Below are 17825 nucleotides of genomic sequence, written 5' to 3'. Positions count from 1 at the left end.
TAGTAGTCATTTTTTTGAAAAAAGAACTACTATTATCTTTATTTTTGGAAGGAGAGAAATCTCAAATGGCAAACAAGCGTGAATTCCCATTGGAAAAAACACGTAACATCGGGATCGTTGCTCACATCGATGCTGGTAAGACAACAACGACCGAACGTATCTTGTATTACACAGGTAAGATCCACAAAATCGGTGAAACACACGATGGTGCTTCACAAATGGACTGGATGGAACAAGAACAAGAACGTGGTATCACGATCACATCCGCTGCTACAACAGCGCAATGGAAAGACAACCGTATCAACATCATCGACACCCCAGGACACGTTGACTTTACTGTCGAAGTAGAACGTTCATTACGTGTTCTTGACGGTGCGGTAGTTGTTTTGGATGCTCAATCTGGTGTAGAACCACAAACAGAGAACGTATGGCGTCAAGCTACAACATATGGTGTTCCACGTATCGTATTCATCAACAAGATGGACAAGATTGGTGCTAACTTTGACTACTCTGTAAGCACGATCAAGGACCGTTTGCAAGCAAACCCATTGCCAGTTCAAATGCCTATCGGTGCTGAAGATCAATTCGAAGGTGTTATCGACTTGGTTGAAATGCAAGCTGACCTTTACGATGAAGATGCTTCTGGTGCTAGCTGGGAAACAGTTCCAGTTCCAGAAGAATACTTGGAAGAAGCACAAACTCGCCGTGAAGAAATGATCGAAGCATTAGCTGATGTTAATGAAGACATCATGGAAAAATACCTTGGTGGGGAAGAAATTTCTAAAGAAGAAATCAAGAAAGCTATTCGTCAAGCTACACTTAGCTTAGATGTATACCCTGTTTTTGCTGGTTCTGCCTTCAAGAACAAAGGTGTTCAAATGATGCTTGATGGTGTTAATGATTACTTACCATCTCCATTAGATGTTAAGCCATATAACGCTACAAACCCAGATACAGACGAAGTTGTTGAACTTGTTGCTGATGATGACAAGCCATTTGCTGGTTTAGCATTTAAGATCGCAACTGACCCATTCGTTGGTCGTTTGACATTCTTCCGTGTTTACACAGGTACTTTGGAAGCTGGTTCATACGTCTTGAACGCTACAAAGGGCAAGCGTGAACGTGTAGGTCGTTTGTTGCAAATGCACTCTAACCACCGTAACGAAATCTCTGAAGTATTCTCCGGTGATATCGCTGCTGCTATCGGTTTGAAGGACACAACAACAGGTGACTCCTTGACAGATCCTAAGCACCCATTGATCCTTGAATCCATGGAATTCCCAGAACCGGTTATCCAAGTTTCTGTGGAACCAAAATCCAAGGCTGACCAAGATAAGATGGACGTTGCTTTACAAAAACTTGCTGAAGAAGATCCTACATTCAAGGCTGAAACAAACCCTGAAACAGGCGAAACATTGATCGCTGGTATGGGTGAGTTGCACTTGGATATCATCGTTGATCGTATGAAGCGTGAATTCCACGTTGAAGCTACTGTTGGTGAACCACAAGTTGCTTACCGTGAAACATTCACAAAACAAGTACAATCACAAGGTAAGTTCGTTCGTCAATCTGGTGGTAAAGGTCAATACGGTGACGTTTGGATTGAATTTACACCAAACGAAGAAGGTAAAGGCTTCGAATTCGAAAATGCTATCGTCGGTGGTGTTGTTCCTCGTGAATACATCCCTTCAGTAGAACAAGGTTTGAAGGAAGCTATGCAAAATGGTGTCTTGGCTGGATATCCATTGATCGACGTTAAGGCTAAGTTATATGATGGTAGCTACCACGATGTTGACTCCTCTGAAGCTGCATTTAAGGTTGCTGCATCACTTTCCTTGCGTAACGCTGCATCCAAGGCTGGCGCTGTAATTCTTGAACCGATCATGAAGGTTGAAGTTGTTGCTCCAGAAGATAACTTGGGTGACGTTATGGGTCACGTGACAGCTCGTCGTGGCCGTGTTGAAGGTATGGAAGCTCGCGGTAACGCACAAGTTGTTAACGCATTTGTTCCATTGTCCGAAATGTTCGGTTACGCAACAACATTACGTTCTGCAACACAAGGTCGTGGTACATTTACAATGACAATGGATCACTACGAACCAGTGCCAAAGGCTATCCAAGAAGAAATCATCAAGAAAAACGGCGGCAACGCTTAATCATAATTGATGGTATAAGAAAAGGCCGTTGGGGTTATCCCAGCGGTCTTTTTGTGATACATAAAATCAACTTTCTAAGTAAGCGATCATCTTATCGAAGTTGTTTTCCATATTGGTAGTTCCTACTTGATAGAGTTCATCGAGTTTTTTGATGTTATGTTCTAAACGGCCGACTTTAACAGGTGTTTCTGGTGCTAAAACAAAGATCTTATCATCTTTTTCCAATTGATTCAAAGTTTTGACCGACTTATTGTAATTTTCTGGTCGTGCGATCGCAGCTTTGACAAAGTTAGGATAAGTTTTGAAATGACGATGATAGAGCTTTTGAAGAGCAAAACTAGTTGGCTTTTTGCGGTAATCGCGCATTCTAGTTCTGACGACCACGATCTTATCAAAACCAGCTTGTTGAGCTAGATCATAAGGTATCGAATCAGCGATCCCGCCGTCTAGACATAATCCCTTAGCCGTTTGGACTGGTTTGGAGATAAAAGGCATAGAAGATGAAGCTTCTAAAGCATTCACAAATGGTTTGCCTGGTTTTGGTTTATTGAAAGTAACGGCTTTGCCACTTGTCAATTCAGTCGCTACGACCACGAAATTAGTTTCCGAGCGTTCATATGCTTTAACATCAAAGTTATGCCAAGTTGGTCCGTGATCTGCGAATAAGAAATCAAGGTTGATGATGCTTTCTTTTTTGAGCACATTAGCCATTGAGATGTATTCTTTGTCATCGCGGTATTGCGTATTGATGTTGTAAGTTCGCTTATATTGTTTGGAAACGTAATTAGCACCACTCAAAGAGCCAGCTGAAACGCCAATCACGGTTTTAAATTGAATATCTTTTTTTAGTAAAACATCAAGGATACCTGAAGTGTAGAGCCCACGCATGGCACCACCTTCGAGCACTAGTGCTGCATTATAGTACATAATTAATGACCTTCTCTCTTCTTGGTACAACCTAATTTTAAGAAGTTTAAGTTTTTTGTGCAAGGTAAAAGGAAAAATTTAAACTAAATGCTTAAAAATAAAGTAGCATGTCTTGCTAGTTTAAATCTAGGCTGCATGCTACTTTATTATATTAGTATACTTTTGCACCTAAAGAACTTTCAAAATGACGTAAAGCCCATTCGTGTCCGATTTGATCAAAACTAGCCACGGCATTTTTAGGGATCTCAAGTGAGTAGTTTAGGTCGTAAGCGTCCACGGCAGTATGCAGAACGCAAATGTCAGTGCAGACCCCAGTTAAACAGAGCGTATCGATCTTGCGGGTGCGTAAAAAGTTATCTAAGCCTGTATTTTGGAAGCTGGAATACCGATCTTTGGAGTATTGCCAGACTAATTCGTTGGCTTGATTATTTTGGTACCACTCTGCTAACTTACCGTAAAGTTGGTGTCCCCAAGTTCCTTCTATATTATGTGGGGGAAATAATTTACTTTCAGGATGGTACTTATCGTTTAACTGATGGGTGTCGGTCGGTAAGATAACATAATCACCGTTAGCTAGGTAGGTGTCAGCTAATTTGAGGATAGTCTCTTCGATAGCTTGGCCAGGCTCTTTGCAGGAAAGCGTACCGTCGTCGGCGATAAAGTCGTTAGTGTAGTCGATAATGAGTAGAGCTTTTTTCATGTTGAGATACCTCGTATATATTTTTCTTATTATAATAGAAGAAAAGTGATCTAGTTGTAAAGTAAAAGCACAAATAACGCTTTCATAAAAATATTTTCAAAAAAATACTTGATTTGTGTTTTTGTTTGTAATAATATAGAAAAGTACTTGTGCAAGGGACAAGTGCATAATTCAGTTGTTTTATATTTTAAATGAGCTATGATGTGAAAGGTTGCGACACACCCGGGAGCTTTGCCACAGGCGTGACGGGAATTTTCACGGAGCTAGTCTTATTTTTAAAATAGACGAGGGAGGTAACATAATGGCAAAACAAAAAATTCGTATTCGTTTGAAAGCATACGAACACCGCATTTTAGATCAATCCGCTGACAAGATCGTGGAAACAGCTAAGAGAACAGGTGCTCAAATTTCCGGTCCTATTCCGTTGCCAACGGAACGTACAATTTACACGGTTATTCGTTCACCACACAAATACAAATATTCTCGTGAACAATTTGAAATGCGCACACATAAGCGTTTGATCGATATCGTAAATCCTACACCAAAGACAGTTGATTCATTGATGAAACTTGACTTACCATCTGGTGTTGATATCGAAATCAAATTATAATAAATTACATTAAACTATAAAAATTAATTGGAGGTGTACTCATGACCACTAAAGGAATCTTAGGCAAAAAAGTAGGTATGACACAAGTCTTCACTGAAAACGGCGAATTAGTTCCTGTAACAGTTGTTGAAGTTGGTTCTAACGTTGTATTACAAGTTAAAACTGTTGAAAATGACGGTTACGAAGCTGTTCAATTAGGTTTTGATGACCAACGTGAAGTGAATGCTAACAAACCTGCTAAGGGTCATGCAGCAAAAGCAAATACTGCTCCTAAGCGCTTCGTTCGTGAAATCCGCGATGTTGAGCTTGGAGAATACAAAGTCGGTGACGAAATCAAGGCAGACTTGTTCGAAGCAGGCGACATCGTAGACGTAACAGGTACGTCCAAGGGACATGGTTTCCAAGGTAACATCAAACGTTGGGGTCAAAGTCGTGGACCAATGGCTCACGGTTCCCGTTACCACCGTCGACCAGGTTCGATGGGTGTTATCATCAACCGTGTTATGAAAGGTAAGTTATTACCAGGACGTATGGGTGGCAAACGAGTTACGATCCAAAACTTGGAAATCGTTAAAGCTGATACAGAAAACGGCGTACTTTTGATCAAGGGTAACGTACCAGGCGCTAACAAGTCATTCGTTACAATTAAGAGTACAGTTAAATAATTAGAGGAAGGGAGGAAAAATACACATGCCTACAGTAGCATTATTTAATCAAGACGGTACACAAAACGGTGATGTTCAATTGAACGATGCAGTTTTTGGTATCGAACCAAATGAAAGTGTTGTTTTTGATGCTGTGATCATGCAACGTGCATCACTTCGTCAAGGTACACACGCAGTTAAGAACAGAAGTGCTGTTCGCGGTGGTGGTCGTAAGCCATGGCGTCAAAAGGGTACAGGTCGTGCTCGTCAAGGTTCTATCCGCTCACCACAATGGGTTGGTGGTGGTACCGTATTCGGTCCTACACCTCGCTCATATGCTTACAAGCTTCCACGTAAAGTGCGTCGCTTGGCTATCCGCTCCGTCCTTTCTCAAAAGGTATTGGACAATAGCTTGGTAGTTGTTGAAACATTGAACTTCGACGCTCCAAAGACAAAAGCATTTGCAGAAGTTTTGAACAACTTAGATGTTAAATCCAAAGTTTTAGTAGTTCTTGAAGATGACAACGAAAAAGCTGCATTAGCTGCACGCAACTTGGCTAACGTAACAGTTATCCCAGCTAAAGGCTTGAACGTATTAGACGTCGTAAACAGCGACAAGATGGTCATCACAAAAGGAGCTCTTTCTCAAGTAGAGGAGGTTCTTGCATAATGGAATCACGCGATGTAATCTTACGTCCTATCATCACAGAAGCTTCTATGAATGAAATGGACAACAAACGCTACACATTTGAAGTTGACTTACGTGCTAACAAGACACAAGTTAAAGATGCTGTTGAAGACATCTTTGAAGTTGAAGTTGCTAAAGTTAACATCATGAACGTTAAAGGTAAAAAGAAACGCATGGGTCGTTACGAAGGCTACACACGTAAGCGTCGTAAAGCTATCGTTACTTTGAAACCAGAATCAAAAGATATTCAATTATTCAACGAAGAATAAAATTTTAAATTAATCATAGGAGGGAAATATAGTGGGGATCAAAAAATTCAAACCAACCTCTAACGGTCGTCGTAATATGACTGGTTCAGATTTCGCTGAAATCACAAAAACAACCCCAGAAAAGTCCTTGCTTGCATCTAAGAGTAAGACAGCTGGTCGTAACTCTTACGGTCATATCACAGTTCGTCACCGTGGTGGTGGACACAAACGTCAATACCGTTTGATCGACTTCAAACGTATTAAAGACGATGTTCCTGCAACAGTTAAAGCAATCGAGTATGATCCAAACCGTTCTGCTAACATCGCATTAGTTGTTTATGCTGATGGTGTTAAATCATACATCCTTGCACCAAAAGGCCTTGAAGTTGGCCAAAAAATTCAATCCGGTAAAGATGCTGATATCAAAGTTGGTAACACATTGCCATTGGAAAACATTCCAGTTGGTACAGTTATCCACAACATCGAATTAAAACCAGGTAAGGGTGGCCAATTGGTTCGTTCTGCTGGTACATCAGCTCAATTACTTGGTAAAGAAGGCAAATACGCAATCGTTCGTTTGACTTCTGGTGAAGTTCGTATGATCTTAGTTACATGCCGTGCTACGATCGGTGCTGTTGGTAACGAACAACACGAACTTATCAACATCGGTAAAGCTGGTCGTTCCCGTTGGTTGGGCAAGCGTCCACAAAGCCGTGGTTCTGTAATGAACCCTAACGATCACCCACACGGTGGTGGTGAAGGTAAAGCTCCTGTTGGTCGTCCATCTCCAATGTCTCCATGGGGTAAGAAGACTACAGGTCTTAAGACTCGCTCTAAGAAAGCTAAGTCAAACAAATTTATCGTACGTAGTCGTAAAAAGAAATAATCTCCTAATCGCGTAAATTTTATGCGATTATTGTTCCGAAAGGAGGACATACTTTGAGTCGTAGTTTGAAAAAAGGACCTTTCGTCGACGAACACTTGATGAAAAAGGTTGAAGCACAAGCTGATCAAGAAAAGAAATCAGTGATCAAGACATGGTCACGTCGTTCCACGATTTTCCCTAGCTTTATTGGTTACACAATCGCAGTATATGATGGTCGTAAGCATGTGCCGGTTTATATCCAAGAAGATATGGTCGGCCATAAATTAGGTGAATTCGTGCCAACACGTACATTCCATGGTCATGCCGCAGACGATAAGAAGACAGGCAAGAAATAATAAGGGAGGATAAATCATGGCTGAACAAGTAACATCAGCAAAAGCAACTGCCAAGACAGTTCGAATCCCTGCACGTAAAGCACGTCTTGTGATCGATCTTATCCGTGGTAAGAACGTTGCTGAAGCATTCGGTATCTTGAAGTTCACACCAAGATCTGGTGCTTACTTAATCGAAAAAGTTTTGAAATCTGCTGTTGCAAACGCAGAAAACAACTTTGACTTAGATGTTGAAGATCTTTATGTAAGCGAAGCCTATGTTAACGAAGGACCAACCTTGAAGCGTTTCCGTCCTCGTGCAAAGGGTTCTGCTTCCCCAATCAACAAGCGTACAAGTCACATTACAGTTGTGGTATCTGTTAAATAAGGAGGGATAACGCGTGGGTCAAAAAGTAAATCCAACCGGGTTACGTGTCGGTATCATTCGTGACTGGGATGCAAAATGGTATGCTGAAAAAGATTTTGCTTCCAACTTACACGAAGACTTACACATCCGTGAATACATCGAAAAGAAATTAGCCGACGCTGCTGTCTCTACCGTAGAAATCGAACGTGCTGCAAAGCGTGTTAACATTTCTATCCATACTGCAAAACCAGGTATGGTCATCGGTAAAGGCGGTTCTGAAGTTGAAAAGCTTCGTAAAGAATTAAACAACTTGACAGGCAAGCGAGTACACATCAACATTGTGGAAATCAAGAAGCCTGACTTAGAAGCAAAATTAGTTGGTGAAAGCATTGCTCAACAATTGGAAAACCGTGTTGCTTTCCGTCGTGCAATGAAACAAGCTATCCAACGTACAATGCGTGCTGGCGCAAAAGGTATCAAGGTTCAAGTTGCTGGTCGTTTGAACGGTGCTGATATGTCCCGTATCGAACAATTCTCAGAAGGTACTGTTCCTTTGCATACATTGCGTGCTGATATCGATTACGCATGGGTAGAAGCTACAACAACATACGGCCAATTGGGCGTTAAAGTTTGGATCTACCGTGGTGAAGTATTGCCAACAAAGAAAAATAACGGTAAAGGAGGGAAATAGTCTATGTTAGTACCAAAACGTGTAAAGCACCGTCGTGAATTCCGCGGTAAAATGCGTGGTGAAGCAAAAGGCGGTAAGGAAGTAACATTCGGCGAATTCGGTTTACAAGCTACTGATTCACATTGGATCACAAACCGTCAAATCGAAGCTGCTCGTATTGCTATGACTCGTTACATGAAGCGTGGTGGGAAAGTTTGGATCAAGATTTTCCCTCACAAGTCTTACACAGCTAAGGCTATTGGTGTTCGTATGGGTTCCGGTAAAGGTGCTCCAGAAGGCTGGGTAGCTCCTGTAAAACGTGGCAAGGTCATGTTTGAAATTGGTGGTGTTTCTGAAGAAGTTGCTCGTGAAGCATTGCGTTTAGCTTCCCACAAACTCCCAGTCAAGACTAAGTTTGTAAAACGTGAGGTAGGTGGCGAATCAAATGAAGATTAATGAAATTAATGAATTAACCACTGCTGAAATGCTCGAAAAAGAAAAGCAATTCAAAGAAGAATTATTTAACTTACGCTTCCAATTAGCTACCGGTCAATTAGAAAACACCGCACGCTTGAAAGAAGTTCGTAAAACGATCGCACGCATCAAGACTGCGTTGCGTCAACAAGAATTGAACAAATAAGAATACGAAAAGGAGGCTAATCGCGCATGAGTGAAGCTCGTAACCAACGCAAAGTCTATCAAGGACGTGTCGTTTCTGACAAAATGGAAAAAACAATCACTGTTGTTGTTGAAACTTACGTGAACGATAAAGTTTACGGCAAACGTGTTAAGTATTCAAAGAAATACAAGGCACATGACGAAAACAATGAAGCAAAAGTTGGCGACATTGTTAAGATCATGGAAACACGTCCGTTGTCAGCTACAAAACGTTTCCGTTTATTAGAAATCGTTGAAAAAGCAGTTATTATCTAATTTTCGATAACTAACAAAGCATTCGTATTCTGATCTATCTAATAGCGAAAGGAGGTCACATACTGTGATCCAACAAGAGAGTCGTTTGAAAGTCGCTGATAACTCCGGTGCCCGCGAAATCTTGGTTATCAAGATTTTGGGTGGTTCCCGTGTGAAGACTGCTAATATCGGTGACATTATTGTTGCTACTGTTAAACAAGCAACACCAGGTGGCGTTGTCAAAAAAGGCGATGTTGTCAAGGCTGTTGTTGTTCGTACAAAATCTGGTGCACACCGTGCTGACGGTTCATACATCAAGTTCGATGAAAATGCTGCTGTTATCATCGGTGATGACAAGTCACCTAAGGGTACACGTATTTTCGGACCTGTTGCACGTGAATTACGTGACGGAAACTTCATGAAGATCGTTTCCTTAGCACCTGAAGTATTATAATATCCGTCTATTTGGCAAGGAGGTGCGCAGAGAAAATGTTCATCAAGAGCAATGACAAAGTTAAAGTTATCGCTGGTAAGGACAAAGGTAAAGAAGGCGTTGTTATCAAGGCTTTCCCAGCAAATGATCGTGTGATCGTAAAAGGTGTAAACATCGTTAAGAAGCATCAAAAACCTAACAACGCAAACCCAAACGGTGGGATCGTTGAAATGGAAGCACCAATTCATGTTTCTAACGTTAAAAAAATCAGTGAATAGTCGAGAAAGGAGGATACTTTCTTCATGGTTAACCGTTTAAAAGAAAAATATACTAATGAAATCGTTCCATCCTTGATGGAAAAATTCAACTACTCATCAATCATGCAAGCACCTAAGGTTGATAAGATCGTTATCAACATGGGTGTTGGTGATGCTGTAAGCAATGCTAAAAATTTGGATGAAGCTGTGGAAGAACTTACGCTTATCTCTGGTCAAAAACCAGTTATTACCCGCGCTAAGAAATCTATCGCTGGCTTCCGTTTACGTGAAGGTATGGCAATCGGTGCCAAGGTTACCTTACGTGGACAACGTATGTACGAATTTTTGGACAAATTAGTTTCAGTTTCATTGCCTCGTGTGCGTGACTTCCATGGTGTAAGCAAGCGTGCATTTGATGGCCGCGGGAACTACACATTGGGCGTACGCGAACAATTGATCTTCCCTGAAATTGATTTTGATAATGTTAACAAGGTTCGTGGTATGGATATCGTTATCGTTACAACTGCTAACACAGACGAAGAATCCAAAGAACTTTTGACACAACTTGGAATGCCATTCGCTAAATAAGGGGGTTTCACATTGGCTAAAAAGTCACAAGTAGCAAAGAATAAGCGCCCAGCTAAGTTCTCAACACAAGAATACACACGTTGCGAACGTTGCGGTCGTCCTCATTCTGTATATCGTAAATTTAAGTTATGCCGTGTTTGCCTGCGAGAACTTGCTCATAAGGGTCAAATCCCTGGCATGAAAAAGGCTAGCTGGTAGTCCATATTAACAAGGAAAAGGAGGCAATAACATGGCAATGACAGATCCTATTGCAGACTTCTTGACACGTATTCGTAATGCTAACATGGTCAAGCATGAATCTGTAGAAGTTCCTGCTTCAAAAATGAAGAAAAACATCGCTGAAATCCTTAAGAACGAAGGATTTGTTCGTGATGTAGAATACATCGAAGATGACAAGCAAGGTATCATCCGTGTATTCTTGAAATACGGTAAAAACAACGAACGCGTTATCTCTGGTATCCGTCGTATCTCAAAACCAGGTTTACGCTCATACGTTAAAGCTGACGAAGTGCCTAAGGTTCTTAACGGTTTAGGTATCGCTATCGTGTCAACATCTGAAGGTGTTATGACAGATAAAGATGCTCGCGCTAAGAAAATCGGTGGCGAAGTAGTCGCTTACGTTTGGTAATATATAAAGTTCAAAAGGAGGTGTCCATCTCGTGAGTCGTATTGGTTATAAGGCAGTTGAATTACCTGAAGGCGTTGAAGTAAAACAAGACGGAAACGTTGTGACTGTAAAAGGTCCTAAGGGTGAATTAACTCGTGAATTCTCTGATTTTATCAAGATCAACATCGATGGTAACGTTGCAACATTTGAACGTTCAAGCGATGATAAAAAAGCTAAAGCAATGCATGGTACAACCCGTGCTAACTTCCACAACATGGTAGTTGGTGTAACAGAAGGTTACAAGAAAGAACTTGAACTTCGTGGTGTTGGTTACCGTGCTCAAATGCAAGGTAAGAAGCTCGTGTTAAACGTGGGCTATTCTCACCCTGTTGAATTTGAAGAAGAAGATGGAATCAAATTTGAAACTCCATCAGCTACATCAATTATCGTTTCTGGTATTAACAAAGAAGACGTTGGCGATTGCGCTGCTCGCATTCGTGCAACTCGTGCACCAGAACCTTACAAAGGCAAAGGTATTCGTTACGTTGGCGAATATGTACGTCGTAAGGAAGGTAAGACTGGTAAATAATCTTGCAGCATGATCTGCTGTTAAATAAAACTAAGAGGTGAAAAAAGTGATTTCAAAACCAGATAAGAATAAGACGCGTCAAAAGCGCCATACACGTGTTCGTGGTAAGATCTCTGGTACTGCTGAGTGCCCACGCTTAAATGTTTATCGTTCAAACAAAAACATCTACGCTCAAGTTATTGATGACGTAGCGGGTGTGACGCTGGTCAGTGCCTCTACTTTAGACAGTGAAGTTAGCGCTGGTACAAAGACAGCTCAAGCAAGTGCTGTTGGTGAATTAGTGGCTAAACGTGCTGCAGACAAGGGTATCAAAGAAGTTGTATTTGACCGTGGCGGATACCTTTATCATGGTCGTGTGCAAGCTTTGGCTGAAGCTGCTCGCGAAAACGGCTTAGACTTTTAGGAAAAGGAGGAAATAACGTTTATGACTTTTATTGATCCAGCTCAATTAGATTTAGAAGATCGCGTTGTTGCGATCAACCGCATCACTAAAGTTGTTAAAGGTGGACGTCGTCTTCGCTTTGCTGCTTTAGTAATCGTCGGTGACCATAATGGCCACGTGGGCTTCGGTACAGGTAAAGCTCAAGAAGTTCCAGAAGCTATCCGTAAGGCTGTTGATGCTGCTCGTAAGAACTTAGTTAAAGTTCCAATGGTCGGAACAACACTTCCTCACGAAGTTCTCGGTCAATACAGCGGTAGTCGTATTTTACTTAAGCCAGCTGAAGCTGGTTCTGGGGTTGCTGCTGGCGGTGCTGTTCGTGCCGTTATGGAACTCGCCGGAGTTGCTGATGTTACAAGTAAATCATTAGGCTCCAACACACCAATCAACGTTGTTCGTGCAACAATGGATGGTTTAGCTAACATGAAGAGTGCTGAAGAAGTTGCTGCTTTACGTGGCGTTTCTGTTCAACACTTAGCAGAGTAATAAGGAGGACAAATTCATGGCTAACTTAAAAGTTACTTTAGTTCGTTCTGTCATCGGACGTCCTCAAAATCAACGCGAAATCGTTAAGGGCTTAGGCCTTGGACGTGTAAACAGCTCTGTTGTCGTTCCTGACAACGCTGCAATGCGCGGTGCTATTCGCAAGATCAATCATTTAGTGGACGTTGAATTGGCTAAATAATTATTATTTAGATAAATAAGGAGGTGCCAACCCTAATGAAATTACATGAATTAAAGCCAGCTGAAGGCTCACGCCAAGTACGTAACCGCGTAGGTCGTGGTACTTCATCCGGTAACGGTAAAACTGCAGGTCGTGGCCAAAAAGGTCAAAAGGCTCGTAGTAAAGTACGTTTGGGCTTTGAAGGTGGACAAATGCCATTGTTCCGTCGTATGCCAAAACGTGGTTTCAATAACATCAACCGCAAGGAATATGCTATTGTAAACTTAGAAACTTTAAACAAATTCGAAGACGGTGCAGAAGTAACACCAGCATTGATGGTGGAAGCTGGTATCGTTAAGAATGAAAAAGATGGCGTTAAAGTTTTAGGTAATGGTGAATTGAACAAGAAATTAACTGTTAAAGCTAATAAGTTCTCTGCCAGTGCTAAAGCAGCTATCGAAGCAGCAGGCGGTCAAGCAGAGGTGATGTAATACATGCTTAAGACACTAAAGTACGCCTTTGCTGTAAAAGAGATTCGCAATAAAATCTTATTTACCTTAGGTGTCTTGGTTGTATTTCGCTTAGGCACGTATATCACTGTCCCTGGGATCAACGCTAAAGCATTGAATAGTGTTGCGTCTTCAGGGTTAATTAGTATCTTGAACACTTTTAGCGGTGGCGGTTTGACTAACTATTCCATTTTAGCAATGGGTGTTTCTCCATATATTACCGCTCAGATCGTTGTTCAGTTATTACAAATGGACATTGTTCCACGATTTGTTGAATGGAGTAAACAAGGTGAAGTCGGACGGCGCAAGTTAAATCAGTGGACTAGATATCTGACCATTGTGCTCGCGTTTATACAATCAATCGGGATTACAGCTGGGTTCAACTATATGAGTAGTTTGAACTTGGTGAAAGATCCAAGTCCACAAACATACATCAGTATCGGGTTGATTTTGACTGGTGGTACGATGTTTACGACTTGGTTAGGTGATATGATCACTGATCGTGGTATCGGTAATGGGATCTCAATGATCATTATGGCGGGTATCATCGCCCGTGTTCCAGATGGTATTCGTCAGGTATTTGTTGAAGAATTCCAAGGTGCCTCAGACTTGTGGCAACCGATCTTATATATTGTCATCTTATTATTAGCTATCTTGGCGATCGTTACATTCGTAACTTATGTTCAACAAGCTAACTATAAGATTCCGATCCAATATACAAGACGCCTCGCAGGTGCTTCAGAGAGTTCATATTTACCATTGAAAGTGAACGTTGCTGGGGTTATCCCAGTTATCTTTGCTAGCTCATTTATCGCAACTCCGCAAACGATCTTGATGTTATTTACACAAAATCACTCGGAAGATAATTGGTACATCATTATGAGCAAATTGTTCAATATGCAAACTGTACCAGGTATGATCTTGTATACAGTGCTTATTGTTGTCTTCACGTTCTTCTATGCCTTTGTGCAAGTTAACCCTGAAAAATTGGCTGAAAACTTGCAAAAACAAGGAAGCTATATTCCTTCTGTTTGGCCAGGGCGTGAAACACAAAAGTATGTTTCAAGCTTATTGATGCGTTTGAGCTCAGTAGGTTCACTTTTCCTAGGGCTCGTTTCATTGATCCCATTAGTAGCTTCGGCTGTTTGGGGCTTGAATGAATCGATCGGTCTAGGTGGTACTAGTCTTTTGATTGTTGTAGGGGTAACTCTTGAAACAATGCGTCAATTGAACGGTATGATGATGAAACGTGAATATATCGGTTTTATCAGAAAATAATGAACTGCCATTGACAACAAGCAAAGTTGCTCAACTTTGCTTGTTGTTTTTTATATAGAGTATGAATGCATTTTAGCGCAGGTAAGCCCTTATTTTTACGGCTATTTAGTGGTATAATCAATATGGACGTTTAAACCGAGCTGGGTATGGAGCATACCTTGGTGATCACGATGTATTTGTGGTTATATAAAACGGGAAAGTTCAAAACGTAATCTTGAAGTATAAAGGAGCATTTTACAATGGCATTAAATCTTATGTTGATGGGTCTGCCAGGTGCGGGCAAGGGTACCCAAGCTGAAAAGATCGTGGACCAATATCACATTCCACACATTTCCACGGGGGATATCTTCCGTGCAGCAATGAAGAACAATACTCCAATGGGGATCGAAGCTAAGAGTTACATAGATAAGGGTGAACTTGTCCCTGATGAAGTAACGAACGGTATCGTTAAAGAACGTTTAGCTAAAGATGATGTTAATGATGGTTACATGCTTGATGGTTTCCCACGTAACATGGCCCAAGCTGAAGCCTTGGAAACATTCGGGGCTGAATTAGGCAAGCCATTGAACTGTGTGATCAACATTCATGTTGACCCAGAATCTTTGATGGAACGTTTGACAGGCCGTTATATCTGCCGTAACTGTGGCGCAACTTACCACAAGATCTTTAACCCAACTAAGGTCGAAGGTACTTGTGATCGTTGTGGTGAACACGAATTCTATCAACGTGAAGATGACAAACCTGAAACAGTTAAGAACCGTCTTGATGTTAATATCAAGATGAACACACCATTATTAGACTTCTACAAGAAACAAGGTATCTTGCATGAAGTTGATGGTAACCAAGATATCGATAAAGTTTTTGCTGATATCAAGGCTGTTTTAGATCAAATCAACTAAAATCAAATAAAAAAGATACACCTGGATTGTCATTTTTTTAAAATAGTGCTTGCATCCAGCTTGGCACTATGATATGATAATTCAGGTTTATCTTTTCAATAGGCTCAGTTTGCCATTTTGAGCAAACAGAACTTGCGGAAAAAGGTGGGACTCCATAAAAAGCTTCTCACATTTTTACGTGTAAAGTTTTAAAACCAATTTAAGGAGGTACTTTTGCGTGGCGAAAGATGATGTGATTGAAATTGAGGGTACGATCAAAGAAACGTTGCCAAATGCGATGTTCAAAGTTGAACTTGAAAATGGACATGAGATTTTAGCTCACGTTTCCGGTAAGATCCGCATGCATTATATTCGTATTTTACCAGGAGACAAGGTTACTGTTGAAATGTCCCCTTATGATTTGACTAAGGGTCGCATTACCTATCGCTTTAAATAGATTGTACTTCAAAAATATTTAGGAGGTATAATTCATGAAAGTAAGACCATCAGTTAAACCAATGTGCGAACATTGCAAAGTTATCAAACGCAAAGGTCGCGTTATGGTTATTTGCGATAATCCAAAGCACAAACAACGTCAAGGATAATAATTAATCAGGAGGTGTAATTGTAATGGCTCGTATTGCAGGTGTCGATTTACCACGCGACAAGCGTATCGTTATCGGCTTAACTTATATTTACGGAATCGGTAATACAACAGCTAAGAAGATCTTAGCTGAAGCAGGTGTTTCAGAAGACGTTCGCGTTCGCGATTTAACAGCAGATCAAGAAGACAAGATCCGTGCTGTTGTTGATAACTACAAGGTAGAAGGTGACCTTCGCCGTGAAGTTTCTTTAAACATCAAGCGTCTTTCCGAAATTGGCTCTTACCGTGGTCTACGTCATCGTCGTCATTTACCAGTTCGTGGTCAAAACACGAAGAACAATGCGCGTACACGTAAAGGCCCAGCAGTTTCAATTGCAGGTAAGAAGAAATAATTTAAATAATCTAAGAAGGAGGTTAGCTATTTCATGGCAGTTAAAAAGTCTCGTAAGCGCCGTGTAAAGAAGAATATCGAAAGCGGTGTTGCACATATTCATTCAACATTCAATAACACACTTGTTATGATCACAGACGTTCATGGTAACGCCGTAGCATGGTCATCAGCAGGTTCTTTAGGCTTCAAGGGTTCCCGTAAGTCTACTCCATTTGCTGCCCAAATGGCCGCTGAAGCAGCAGCTAAGGGTGCAATGGATCATGGCATGAAGACTGTTGAAGTTGCAGTTAAAGGTCCTGGTTCTGGTCGTGAAGCTGCTATTCGTGCGCTTCAAACAACAGGTCTTGAAGTTACATCTATCAAGGATGTTACACCAGTTCCTCATAACGGATGCCGTCCTCCAAAACGCCGTCGTGTTTAATGTGGATCAGTATTCATTTTGAGGATAGACTCATAATGTTTTCAACCAGATTACACGTAACGTTTTGAAAGGGGTAAAGATAAGAATGATCGAATTTGAAAAACCAAAAATTCATAAAATCGAAGAAGGCCAAGATTACGGCAAGTTTGTCGTTGAACCGCTTGAACGTGGTTATGGTACAACTTTAGGTAACTCCTTACGTCGTATCTTACTTTCTTCCTTACCAGGTGCGGCGATCACTGATGTTCAAATTGATGGTGTGTTACATGAATTCTCAACTGTAAAAGGTGTTTTAGAAGATGTAACAGCGATCATTTTGAACTTAAAGAAAGTCGCACTTAAACTTGATTCTGAAGATTCTCAAACTTTGGAATTTGATGTTGTTGGGCCAAAAGAAGTTACTGCCGGTGACATTCAAGGTAGCAGTGATGTAGAAATCCTCAACCCAGATCAATATATTTGTACTGTGGCTGATGGCGCTGTGTTCCATGCTCGAATGACTGCTAACAAGGGTCGAGGCTATGTTTCCGCAACGGAAAACAAAGCTAAGGCTGAAGACATGCCTATTGGCGTTTTACCAATCGACTCAATTTATACCCCGATCGAACGTGTCAACTACCAAGTAGAAAAAACACGTGTTGGTCAAAAAAATGATTATGATAAATTAACGTTAGACGTGTGGACAAACGGCTCGATCACACCAAGTGAAGCAATCAGCTTGTCCGCTAAGATCTTAACAGAGCATTTGACATTATTTGTTGATTTGACAGATGAAGCTAAGAATGCTGAGATCATGGTCGAAAAAGAAGAAACACATAAAGAAAAAATGCTTGAAATGACAATCGAAGAACTTGACTTATCTGTACGTTCATACAACTGCTTGAAGCGTGCTGGTATCAACACTGTGCAAGCTTTAACTAACAAGTCTGAAGCAGATATGATGAAGGTACGTAACCTTGGTCGCAAGTCCTTGGAAGAAGTTAAGGCTAAATTGGCAGATCTTGGCTTGTCATTACGTCATGATGACTAATATAAAATTTAAGGGAGG

30 protein-coding genes and 1 pseudogene are annotated in these 17825 nt (G+C 41.1%); 29 read left to right on the top strand and 2 right to left on the bottom strand.

Annotation, left to right across the window (positions count from 1 at the left end; all coding sequences use genetic code 11):
* The first annotated feature begins 65 nt into the window (after nt 1–65).
* Nucleotides 66–2156 (top strand): elongation factor G, encoded by a 2091-nt coding sequence (fusA, locus tag GSR62_RS07760; protein ID WP_004050332.1) that lies wholly within the window; start codon nt 66–68, stop codon nt 2154–2156.
* A gap of 66 nt (nt 2157–2222) precedes the next feature.
* Here fusA and GSR62_RS07755 read toward each other — a convergent pair whose 3' ends face one another.
* Nucleotides 2223–3083 carry a patatin-like phospholipase family protein gene (locus tag GSR62_RS07755; RefSeq protein ID WP_066023538.1) on the bottom strand — a complete coding sequence of 287 codons (861 nt, stop codon included), beginning with the start codon at nt 3081–3083 and terminating at the stop codon, nt 2223–2225.
* Between the two features lie 151 nt (nt 3084–3234).
* Complete coding sequence (locus GSR62_RS07750) at nt 3235–3783, bottom strand: cysteine hydrolase family protein (RefSeq protein ID WP_010688179.1); 549 nt, start codon at nt 3781–3783, stop codon at nt 3235–3237.
* 301 nt (nt 3784–4084) lie between these two features.
* On the opposite strand from GSR62_RS07750, the gene rpsJ reads away from it, so the two are divergent.
* The 28 genes and pseudogenes from rpsJ (at nt 4085) to GSR62_RS07610 (ending at nt 17807) form a co-directional block, all read left to right on the top strand.
* Nucleotides 4085–4393 carry a 30S ribosomal protein S10 gene (gene rpsJ / locus GSR62_RS07745; RefSeq protein ID WP_004050324.1) on the top strand — a complete coding sequence of 103 codons (309 nt, stop codon included), beginning with the start codon at nt 4085–4087 and terminating at the stop codon, nt 4391–4393.
* A gap of 41 nt (nt 4394–4434) precedes the next feature.
* Entirely contained in the window at nt 4435–5058 is a 624-nt protein-coding gene (rplC, locus tag GSR62_RS07740; RefSeq protein WP_004050322.1) for a 50S ribosomal protein L3, read from the top strand.
* Between the two features lie 25 nt (nt 5059–5083).
* On the top strand, nt 5084–5707 hold the full coding sequence (gene rplD / locus GSR62_RS07735) for a 50S ribosomal protein L4 (protein WP_010688178.1): 624 nt from the start codon (nt 5084–5086) through the stop codon (nt 5705–5707).
* Entirely contained in the window at nt 5707–5994 is a 288-nt protein-coding gene (rplW, locus tag GSR62_RS07730) for a 50S ribosomal protein L23 (RefSeq protein WP_004050317.1), read from the top strand. Before rplD ends, rplW begins: the two co-directional genes overlap by 1 nt.
* 31 nt (nt 5995–6025) lie before the next feature.
* Nucleotides 6026–6859, top strand: coding sequence for a 50S ribosomal protein L2 (gene rplB / locus GSR62_RS07725; protein ID WP_010688177.1), 834 nt, complete (start codon nt 6026–6028; stop codon nt 6857–6859).
* Between the two features lie 53 nt (nt 6860–6912).
* Entirely contained in the window at nt 6913–7194 is a 282-nt protein-coding gene (gene rpsS, locus GSR62_RS07720; RefSeq protein ID WP_004050313.1) for a 30S ribosomal protein S19, read from the top strand.
* Nucleotides 7195–7210: 16 nt separating this feature from the next.
* Entirely contained in the window at nt 7211–7558 is a 348-nt protein-coding gene (rplV, locus tag GSR62_RS07715; RefSeq protein ID WP_004050311.1) for a 50S ribosomal protein L22, read from the top strand.
* Between the two features lie 13 nt (nt 7559–7571).
* On the top strand, nt 7572–8228 hold the full coding sequence (rpsC, locus tag GSR62_RS07710) for a 30S ribosomal protein S3 (protein ID WP_004050300.1): 657 nt from the start codon (nt 7572–7574) through the stop codon (nt 8226–8228).
* A gap of 3 nt (nt 8229–8231) precedes the next feature.
* A complete protein-coding gene (gene rplP / locus GSR62_RS07705) occupies nt 8232–8663 on the top strand; it encodes a 50S ribosomal protein L16 (RefSeq protein WP_004050298.1) in 432 nt (143 codons plus the stop codon).
* Nucleotides 8653–8847: a 50S ribosomal protein L29 gene (rpmC, locus tag GSR62_RS07700; RefSeq protein ID WP_004050297.1), complete on the top strand. Its 195-nt coding sequence runs from the start codon at nt 8653–8655 to the stop codon at nt 8845–8847. Before rplP ends, rpmC begins: the two co-directional genes overlap by 11 nt.
* Before the next feature lie 26 nt (nt 8848–8873).
* Nucleotides 8874–9140, top strand: a complete 267-nt coding sequence (gene rpsQ, locus GSR62_RS07695) for a 30S ribosomal protein S17 (RefSeq protein ID WP_010688176.1) — start codon at nt 8874–8876, stop codon at nt 9138–9140.
* A 64-nt stretch (nt 9141–9204) separates the two neighbouring features.
* Entirely contained in the window at nt 9205–9573 is a 369-nt protein-coding gene (gene rplN / locus GSR62_RS07690) for a 50S ribosomal protein L14 (protein WP_004050293.1), read from the top strand.
* Nucleotides 9574–9608: 35 nt separating this feature from the next.
* Nucleotides 9609–9821: pseudogene (gene rplX, locus GSR62_RS07685) on the top strand (50S ribosomal protein L24); the annotation flags it as partial.
* Between the two features lie 33 nt (nt 9822–9854).
* Nucleotides 9855–10397 carry a 50S ribosomal protein L5 gene (gene rplE, locus GSR62_RS07680; RefSeq protein WP_004050289.1) on the top strand — a complete coding sequence of 181 codons (543 nt, stop codon included), beginning with the start codon at nt 9855–9857 and terminating at the stop codon, nt 10395–10397.
* A gap of 12 nt (nt 10398–10409) precedes the next feature.
* Nucleotides 10410–10595, top strand: coding sequence for a type Z 30S ribosomal protein S14 (locus tag GSR62_RS07675; protein WP_004050287.1), 186 nt, complete (start codon nt 10410–10412; stop codon nt 10593–10595).
* A 31-nt stretch (nt 10596–10626) separates the two neighbouring features.
* Entirely contained in the window at nt 10627–11025 is a 399-nt protein-coding gene (gene rpsH, locus GSR62_RS07670; protein WP_010688175.1) for a 30S ribosomal protein S8, read from the top strand.
* A gap of 31 nt (nt 11026–11056) precedes the next feature.
* Nucleotides 11057–11593 carry a 50S ribosomal protein L6 gene (gene rplF, locus GSR62_RS07665; protein ID WP_066023537.1) on the top strand — a complete coding sequence of 179 codons (537 nt, stop codon included), beginning with the start codon at nt 11057–11059 and terminating at the stop codon, nt 11591–11593.
* Between the two features lie 37 nt (nt 11594–11630).
* A complete protein-coding gene (gene rplR / locus GSR62_RS07660) occupies nt 11631–11996 on the top strand; it encodes a 50S ribosomal protein L18 (protein ID WP_029507270.1) in 366 nt (121 codons plus the stop codon).
* Nucleotides 11997–12017: 21 nt separating this feature from the next.
* The gene (gene rpsE / locus GSR62_RS07655) at nt 12018–12518 is read left to right on the top strand and encodes a 30S ribosomal protein S5 (protein ID WP_004050282.1); all 501 of its coding nucleotides are present in this window, start codon (nt 12018–12020) and stop codon (nt 12516–12518) included.
* A gap of 16 nt (nt 12519–12534) precedes the next feature.
* Nucleotides 12535–12717 carry a 50S ribosomal protein L30 gene (rpmD, locus tag GSR62_RS07650; protein ID WP_004050281.1) on the top strand — a complete coding sequence of 61 codons (183 nt, stop codon included), beginning with the start codon at nt 12535–12537 and terminating at the stop codon, nt 12715–12717.
* A 35-nt stretch (nt 12718–12752) separates the two neighbouring features.
* Nucleotides 12753–13187: a 50S ribosomal protein L15 gene (gene rplO / locus GSR62_RS07645; RefSeq protein ID WP_004050280.1), complete on the top strand. Its 435-nt coding sequence runs from the start codon at nt 12753–12755 to the stop codon at nt 13185–13187.
* A 3-nt stretch (nt 13188–13190) separates the two neighbouring features.
* A complete protein-coding gene (gene secY / locus GSR62_RS07640; RefSeq protein WP_010688173.1) occupies nt 13191–14483 on the top strand; it encodes a preprotein translocase subunit SecY in 1293 nt (430 codons plus the stop codon).
* Between the two features lie 239 nt (nt 14484–14722).
* The gene (locus tag GSR62_RS07635) at nt 14723–15382 is read left to right on the top strand and encodes an adenylate kinase (RefSeq protein ID WP_010688172.1); all 660 of its coding nucleotides are present in this window, start codon (nt 14723–14725) and stop codon (nt 15380–15382) included.
* A gap of 217 nt (nt 15383–15599) precedes the next feature.
* Nucleotides 15600–15818: a translation initiation factor IF-1 gene (infA, locus tag GSR62_RS07630; RefSeq protein WP_003689399.1), complete on the top strand. Its 219-nt coding sequence runs from the start codon at nt 15600–15602 to the stop codon at nt 15816–15818.
* A gap of 34 nt (nt 15819–15852) precedes the next feature.
* The gene (rpmJ, locus tag GSR62_RS07625; protein WP_003696792.1) at nt 15853–15966 is read left to right on the top strand and encodes a 50S ribosomal protein L36; all 114 of its coding nucleotides are present in this window, start codon (nt 15853–15855) and stop codon (nt 15964–15966) included.
* A 25-nt stretch (nt 15967–15991) separates the two neighbouring features.
* On the top strand, nt 15992–16357 hold the full coding sequence (gene rpsM / locus GSR62_RS07620; protein ID WP_004050267.1) for a 30S ribosomal protein S13: 366 nt from the start codon (nt 15992–15994) through the stop codon (nt 16355–16357).
* A gap of 33 nt (nt 16358–16390) precedes the next feature.
* Entirely contained in the window at nt 16391–16777 is a 387-nt protein-coding gene (gene rpsK, locus GSR62_RS07615; protein ID WP_004050265.1) for a 30S ribosomal protein S11, read from the top strand.
* An 85-nt stretch (nt 16778–16862) separates the two neighbouring features.
* Complete coding sequence (locus GSR62_RS07610; protein ID WP_010688171.1) at nt 16863–17807, top strand: DNA-directed RNA polymerase subunit alpha; 945 nt, start codon at nt 16863–16865, stop codon at nt 17805–17807.
* The last annotated feature ends 18 nt before the right edge of the window (nt 17808–17825 follow it).

It is taken from the genome of Ligilactobacillus animalis (assembly GCF_009933595.1).
GTDB classification, from domain to species: domain Bacteria; phylum Bacillota; class Bacilli; order Lactobacillales; family Lactobacillaceae; genus Ligilactobacillus; species Ligilactobacillus animalis.
Note: the sequence above shows the minus strand (reverse complement) of the source record. Positions and strands in the feature narration are given on the sequence as shown.